The following is a 6,000-nucleotide window of genomic DNA, read 5'->3' as shown; positions in this document are numbered from 1 at the left end:
AACTCGTTTTTATTCGTTCCCTCGGAGAGATTGATTGTTCCGTTAGATGTAGCCACTGCGACTACTGGATTCCCTGGACTCTTGCCGCTACTAGAGTGGTGTTCGGCGGGAATAACCTCCAGTAAGGTCAGGGGTTTTATGTTGCGCCCTTGCCCCGATGTTAGTCGTTTTTATAGGCTCTGTTTCATCATAGGAACTCCCTGTTAGCGCCAGTGTCAACCCGCAACGGTCGTCTGATTGCGCCCTGTTCCCAGCTTCACCCTCCAGAAACCGAGTCGGTCAGTGTGGGCAGGTAAGGAGTCAATTCTGAGTCTGAATGGCAAGACTTGCACTTGCATCTGACCGAGAGTTCAGCCTTTAATGACAGTAATCTGCTGTCGGGCTGGATTAGTTATTTACGGGCTGTTTACCGTGATTCACTAATCAACGAATCGCACCACTCTTCTTCGTGATAGTGCATATGAAGCTCCGTTGATTCACGTCCAGGCTCTACTTCAATGATGTGGAAACCGATATTTTTTAAACCTGTCAAATCTCCTAAAGACTTATTCAGTCTGCGAGCATTGGAGTTGAGAAAATGTGTTTTTTCTAGTCCTTCATAAGACTCAATCTCTTCTTTGGTGACTAAATACTTTTCCATTTCTTGATACCAAGGTGCTAAGAAAATTTGATGGTGAACAAGCGAGGGGCCTAAAGATGAATTAAGACGGAAGTTAAAACAGGTTCAAGGGTTCCATCTCAGCAGAAGCGATGCCTACGGCGGTAAACTACGCTTCTATTTGTGGATGGAATTATATCATCATCTCGTTATTAAGTGCAACTTCATAGAGAATTGGTATGACTCAATATACCTTTTGCACAAATAAAAATTTCAAAGTCCCTCTCCCAAGCTGGGGAGAGGAATTTAGGATGAGGGCTTTTGATCTATGCAAGAAGTCTAATCTCTAAAAGCTTCGTCTAGATTGACTTTCAGCTTCAGCTTAAGGATCGGTTTTGAGAGATTCTTGTAATTGTTGGGTTCGCTGTTTTGTGGTATTTTCCAAACAACCAAAATAAATGGTAGAGGCAATACTTCCGCCCTCATATCTGCTTCTCTCAAACTCACAATTGGTATCTCGAAACTTGATCCATGCTAGTTGTGCAGCAATCAATTTCTGTTTTCTAGGTCTTTCTAATATAGATAGCAATTGTTGATAAACTTGATTCAGTTTTTTATCTGCATTCTGATAAGACAACTTGGTACATTCATTAATTGCAGCTTGCGTTTGAGGATTATTGCAGTTTAACTTTTGAACTAAGCGCATCTCAGATAAATCCGGCGTTGTGCCTGCTATTGTCATGGCGGAGGGATTTAAACTGCTGAGAGTTAGTATACTTGACAAAACTAGTAATAATTGACGCATAGCAAAATTTTTGTTGTTAAGTATAGAAATTTGATATTTTTGATAGCCTCGAACTCAGAATCAGAGTAGGAAGTGGTATGCTCCACAAACAAGTCTCATGCTTCATTCTGGCTACCAGTACACTCCAGGGATGGAGTTTTGGCTAAAAGAAGAAGACAGCAACTGTATGGAATCGAAAGGAGATAAGCGATCGCTAGTATATATACTTAGTTGCATCAGTTAGGAAAAAAGATGATTTTTTTATTTAAGCAAATAAAATATGCATTTTTGTTAAAAGTATGATATCTGTGTCGAAAATATTTTTATTATACGTCAAATTCTGACAAAACTCTTGCATTGATCGTTCAAATAACTGTATTCTTTATATTGTTGGAAATTGTTTTTTACAAAATCAATAACAAAGCACAATTTCAGCACATCGCAAAAAACATTGACTGGGCAAATCGATAAATATCGATATCAAACCAAAATCTATGTATGCCGTTGTCGCTGGCATTATGAGTAACAGGAGCAACTCCCGAAATGAAAAATCAAATATTTTGTTTATGTGTGTAGTGTAGCAAGGAATTCAAAATTTTTACTATTCCCTATCTCTTACAGTCCATACCTAATTTGAATAGAGAAGAGTATTGGCTAAATTTCCAATCTTTTCATCTCTCTAATCGGGGCAAGAAATTTATTCTGTGCTGGCTGAGTTTGGGATTTCAAACCCATTTTATCAACGAATCAAGACCAGGAAAATTATGGCCTCTTTAGATCCTAATTTTTTTGACATCCCGGACAAAAGCCTAATCATCATCGACCCAGCCGTTGATGACTATAAAAAGCTAAATGGCAACAACTTGGAAGTCATCTTTAAAGACGTAGTAGATACAGAAGTAAGAACGGTAACTTCAAAAGCACAAAAACTGCTGAAAGCTCCACCGAAGGAATTGTTAGCGCCTCCTGGTGATTTCAATCCTACACTATTACTGTTTTTTGCATCTGTGACAGTGCTGGTGTCATCTCATTGCGGTTACTGGCTTTGGCAATGGCCAGACTGGCTGTGTTTTGTTTCTAACATTATTGCCTTGCATTGTGCTGGAACAGTAATTCATGATGCTTGTCACCAATCTGCCCACCGGAATCGAGTAATTAATGCCATACTAGGGCATGGTAGCGCCCTGATGCTAGGGTTCGTTTTCCCAGTGTTTACACGAGTACATTTGCAGCATCATGCTCATGTCAACGATCCCAAAGATGACCCAGATCATTTTGTTTCTACAGGTGGCCCGCTGTGGATGATTGCATTTCGATTCTTGTCCCACGAGGTGTTTTTCTTTCGACGACGACTGTGGCGCAAATATGAACTATGGGAATGGTTAATTAGCCGCTTAATTGTTGTTGCAATTGTTTATATCTCAGTTCAGTATCATTTTTTAATGTATGTTCTCAATTTTTGGGTTGTACCTTCTGGTATCGTGGGATTAATAGTGGGCTTGTTTTTTGATTATTTGCCCCATCGTCCCTTTGTTGAACGCGATCGCTGGAAAAATGCTCGTGTATACCCCAGCCCAATTCTTAACATCCTAATTTTAGGTCAGAACTACCATTTAATTCATCATTTATGGACTTGTATTCCCTGGTACAAATATCAGTCTACATACTATCTGATGAAACCTTTGTTAGATGAAAAAGGTTGTTATCAAACTTCAGGCTTACTGCAAAAGAAAGACTTTTTAGAGTTTATTTACGACATCTTTGTAGGAATTCGCTTTTCTCATCAAAAAACTAAAAATCAAGATGAATCCCAAAGTCGTAAATAAGCATTAACTAGTGAATTAGTCATTAATTATTGGTCATTTGTAAAGAACCAATGATATAAAGTCAGCTTAATGACTTATTAAACCCGAATCACCCCACCCCGCCAAAGCATCGGGGAGGGGTGCAATAACTGTGGGAATTATAACTATTTTATTTTTTGTAAATCAAAAAAACTGAACCAATCGGCCCAAGGTTTTCTACATAAGTTTTCTGGTTGTAATACAATCCTGGAGACATGCCGCCATCAAATAAAATTCCTTCTTGTATCTTACCTAAACAGTTATTGCTAGCAATACCTTCTAAGACATTATCAAACATATCTGGCAGTAACTCTTGATTAAATTGAGATAATTCAATCTCGGAATTAGCTTTCAAGTCATTAACTAATAAGATTACATAGCCTTGATTGGTAATAGCTGCTAGAGAGCGATTAGTTGCATTTTTACAAGCAAATTCTCCCAAATCTTGACAAATATCTTTAAACTTACCCTGACGATAGAATCTGCCATTACCGCCCACTAAATTGTAATTGAGAATATCGTTCGTTCTTCTACCAGCTTGAATAGTAGCCTGTCGCTGCTGGGGTGTACCTCCTGATATCCCAAAGGAAGAACGTTTATTTTTAAATGCTCCTGAATACTCTACGCCACGAGAAATATTTAAGCCTTGGGGTTTATCCTCAGTATCTATATAGTCGGCATTAATTGCGGCAATGGGTAGCTGTCCGTTTAACTTGGCATTCTCATCAGCGATGAGTTCATGAAACTGTTTTGCTACATATTCTTTACGCAGTTTACCTCTACTATCTTTGGCGTAGAGTTTATGAGATAGACCAACATTAACTTTGAAATCTAATTCGGCTGATTTGGGATTAAAAATAATTACATTGTTAATACCTTTAGGATTTTTTTTACCTTGATTATTGGTTTTAAAAAAATCAATACTGAACTTGGCATCTTTGCCAGGGCAACTTTTAGACGCTTTTGGGACTAAATTTGCTTCAATCTTTTGACAACCTGATAATAAGCTTGCACTGATTATCAAGATAAATAACAAAAATAATTTTTTTGTGGACATAATAATACAAAAAAAACCGCTACAGAATTACTATAGCGGGGAATAATTTAAAATTTCAGTCTGGAGTCAATCTCAGAGCCAAAACTTAAGAGAACCATTCTACAACAGCTTCTTCTTTGGTGTTAGTATTCCGAGATGGTGTCTCACGATTAAATTTCATCTGAATTGAGCGGGTTTGCTCACCGTCAGCAGCTACAGCCAAAATTGGGTAGTCAATTAAACCATCCTGGAAGGACATCTGGAAGCGGAATGTTCCATCTGGATTTAGCTTAATTGGACGGCCACCAATGGTTACAGTAGCATCGGGTTCGGTTGCACCGTAGACTATCAACTCAGCATCGGCAATTAACCAGAACTGGCGCGGACGCACTGGTACGGCGGAAGCCGAGAAGCCAACACCTGACATACCTGCACCGGAAGCGGTTAAGCCAGACACGGTAGGAGTTGCCCACAGACCCACACCCGATGGGAAAATGTAGGAGCTAATGGCTTGTTCAGGACGCGCTGCACCTTGTTGGGAGCCGAAGATAGAACCAGCAACTCGTAGTGATTCGGCAGATTCTGCTAAACCAAATATTTCTTCGTAGATGGGGTTGCCATTCACAGCATTATTACCAACATTGCCATTGGCAGTAGCTGCAATCTTTTTGGCAGGGGGAACTAGTTCGTACTGAGTTTTGCCACGTAAATCTTCTTCAAAATTTACAGTGATGAAGACATCCTCAATCCAGTCAGAAGGATAGACGGGAGGAATATGTACTTTAGTAGAACGAGCTAGTACTAACCAGCGACCATCAGCAGCACGATAGCCGATATCGATTACATAATCGCGATCGCTAACTGGAACTGGTAGATACCATTCTCTAGCTAGTTCATCAGCAGGATATTCTTGAATGCTATGTGGGCTTTGGTATTCGATATCGATGTCGGTGACATCATAAATCCGTAGTGCCAGTTGTTGTCCGCCTTGACGACGCAGTTCCTCTTTGTGTTCATTGGGAACATCCCAGTAAGTGTAAGCCCATTGAGGATCGCGCGGTAAGAGTACAATCCGGCTTTCACCATAGCCAGAGGGCAAATCTGCCAGTCCTTCATCAACATCAGCTAAAGATCCACCAGTACGATCTTCCTGACCTAATTCAAACTTTGCAGCTTCCACGGTTTCTTGTGCCTCCAATGAACGAGATGGACTGAGTAAGTTTTTGCTACGCTGGACTTCTTGTATTGATGCCAGTAGTTGTGATTTACGCATTCGGCTATAGCGAGAGATGCTATATTCGCTAGCAACTTTGCGTAGTTGGCGTAAGGTCATCTCCTCTAGTGGCGGGCGTTCTTTTGCCATTAATTTGGCCTCCAGTAGTTTAAGCGGTAAATGATTTCCCCTGGTTAAAGAATGCTATGTAAAATCTCATCCATTCCAGATGAATTTTTTATCCTGACTCCTGGTTTTGCCCAGTTTTTAAGTTTTTTAATCTGTTTTTAAATTGAGCCAACATCCTTTCAATTCCCTATGATGCCAAAATCAGCATTTCTTTGGGATCGGAGGATTTCTATTTGTTAAGTCAATATTAACCACTAAGCATATCTAGGGATCAAGGGGTAAGAGGTGGGTTTTTTGGCTGTTTCACGAATTTATCAGCCCTTCTGGGATCTAATTGTCATGCTTTCATAACATTAGGGCTGGTTTATGTGTTGAGTAATGGCAGCAATATCAAGC

6 protein-coding genes are annotated in these 6,000 nt (G+C 39.9%); 2 read left to right on the top strand and 4 right to left on the bottom strand.

Features of this window, described 5'->3' with window-relative positions; all coding sequences use genetic code 11:
- Positions 1-406 precede the first annotated feature (406 nt).
- Both HWQ43_RS23685 and HWQ43_RS23680 read right to left on the bottom strand, forming a co-directional pair.
- Positions 407-640 carry a hypothetical protein gene (locus HWQ43_RS23685; protein WP_292738426.1) on the bottom strand — a complete coding sequence of 78 codons (234 nt, stop codon included), beginning with the start codon at positions 638-640 and terminating at the stop codon, positions 407-409.
- Between the two features lie 340 nt (positions 641-980).
- Positions 981-1,403 (bottom strand): lysozyme inhibitor LprI family protein, encoded by a 423-nt coding sequence (locus HWQ43_RS23680; RefSeq protein WP_292738425.1) that lies wholly within the window; start codon positions 1,401-1,403, stop codon positions 981-983.
- Between the two features lie 97 nt (positions 1,404-1,500).
- Here HWQ43_RS23680 and HWQ43_RS23675 point away from each other — a divergent pair, with 97 nt between their 5' ends.
- Both HWQ43_RS23675 and crtR read left to right on the top strand, forming a co-directional pair.
- Positions 1,501-1,626 carry a hypothetical protein gene (locus HWQ43_RS23675; protein WP_292738424.1) on the top strand — a complete coding sequence of 42 codons (126 nt, stop codon included), beginning with the start codon at positions 1,501-1,503 and terminating at the stop codon, positions 1,624-1,626.
- A gap of 520 nt (positions 1,627-2,146) precedes the next feature.
- Positions 2,147-3,208 (top strand): beta-carotene hydroxylase, encoded by a 1,062-nt coding sequence (gene crtR, locus HWQ43_RS23670; protein ID WP_292738423.1) that lies wholly within the window; start codon positions 2,147-2,149, stop codon positions 3,206-3,208.
- A gap of 148 nt (positions 3,209-3,356) precedes the next feature.
- On the opposite strand, the gene HWQ43_RS23665 is transcribed toward crtR, so the two are convergent.
- Both HWQ43_RS23665 and HWQ43_RS23660 read right to left on the bottom strand, forming a co-directional pair.
- Positions 3,357-4,283, bottom strand: a complete 927-nt coding sequence (locus HWQ43_RS23665) for a phosphodiester glycosidase family protein (protein WP_292738422.1) — start codon at positions 4,281-4,283, stop codon at positions 3,357-3,359.
- Between the two features lie 85 nt (positions 4,284-4,368).
- Positions 4,369-5,625: a DUF4912 domain-containing protein gene (locus tag HWQ43_RS23660; protein WP_292738421.1), complete on the bottom strand. Its 1,257-nt coding sequence runs from the start codon at positions 5,623-5,625 to the stop codon at positions 4,369-4,371.
- Between the last annotated feature and the right edge of the window lie 375 nt (positions 5,626-6,000).

The organism is Nostoc sp. JL31, from assembly GCF_017114965.1.
In the GTDB taxonomy this organism is placed as follows: Bacteria; Cyanobacteriota; Cyanobacteriia; order Cyanobacteriales; family Nostocaceae; genus Nostoc; species Nostoc punctiforme_A.
Note: the sequence above shows the minus strand (reverse complement) of the source record. Positions and strands in the feature narration are given on the sequence as shown.

Coding starts and splice junctions, on each gene's coding strand:
- HWQ43_RS23685 (WP_292738426.1), bottom strand. CDS start 640: ATGGAAAAGTATTTAGTCACCAAAGAAGAGATTGAGTCTTATGAAGGA.
- crtR (WP_292738423.1), top strand. CDS start 2,147: ATGGCCTCTTTAGATCCTAATTTTTTTGACATCCCGGACAAAAGCCTA.
- HWQ43_RS23680 (WP_292738425.1), bottom strand. CDS start 1,403: ATGCGTCAATTATTACTAGTTTTGTCAAGTATACTAACTCTCAGCAGT.
- HWQ43_RS23665 (WP_292738422.1), bottom strand. CDS start 4,283: ATGTCCACAAAAAAATTATTTTTGTTATTTATCTTGATAATCAGTGCA.
- HWQ43_RS23675 (WP_292738424.1), top strand. CDS start 1,501: ATGCTTCATTCTGGCTACCAGTACACTCCAGGGATGGAGTTTTGGCTA.
- HWQ43_RS23660 (WP_292738421.1), bottom strand. CDS start 5,625: ATGGCAAAAGAACGCCCGCCACTAGAGGAGATGACCTTACGCCAACTA.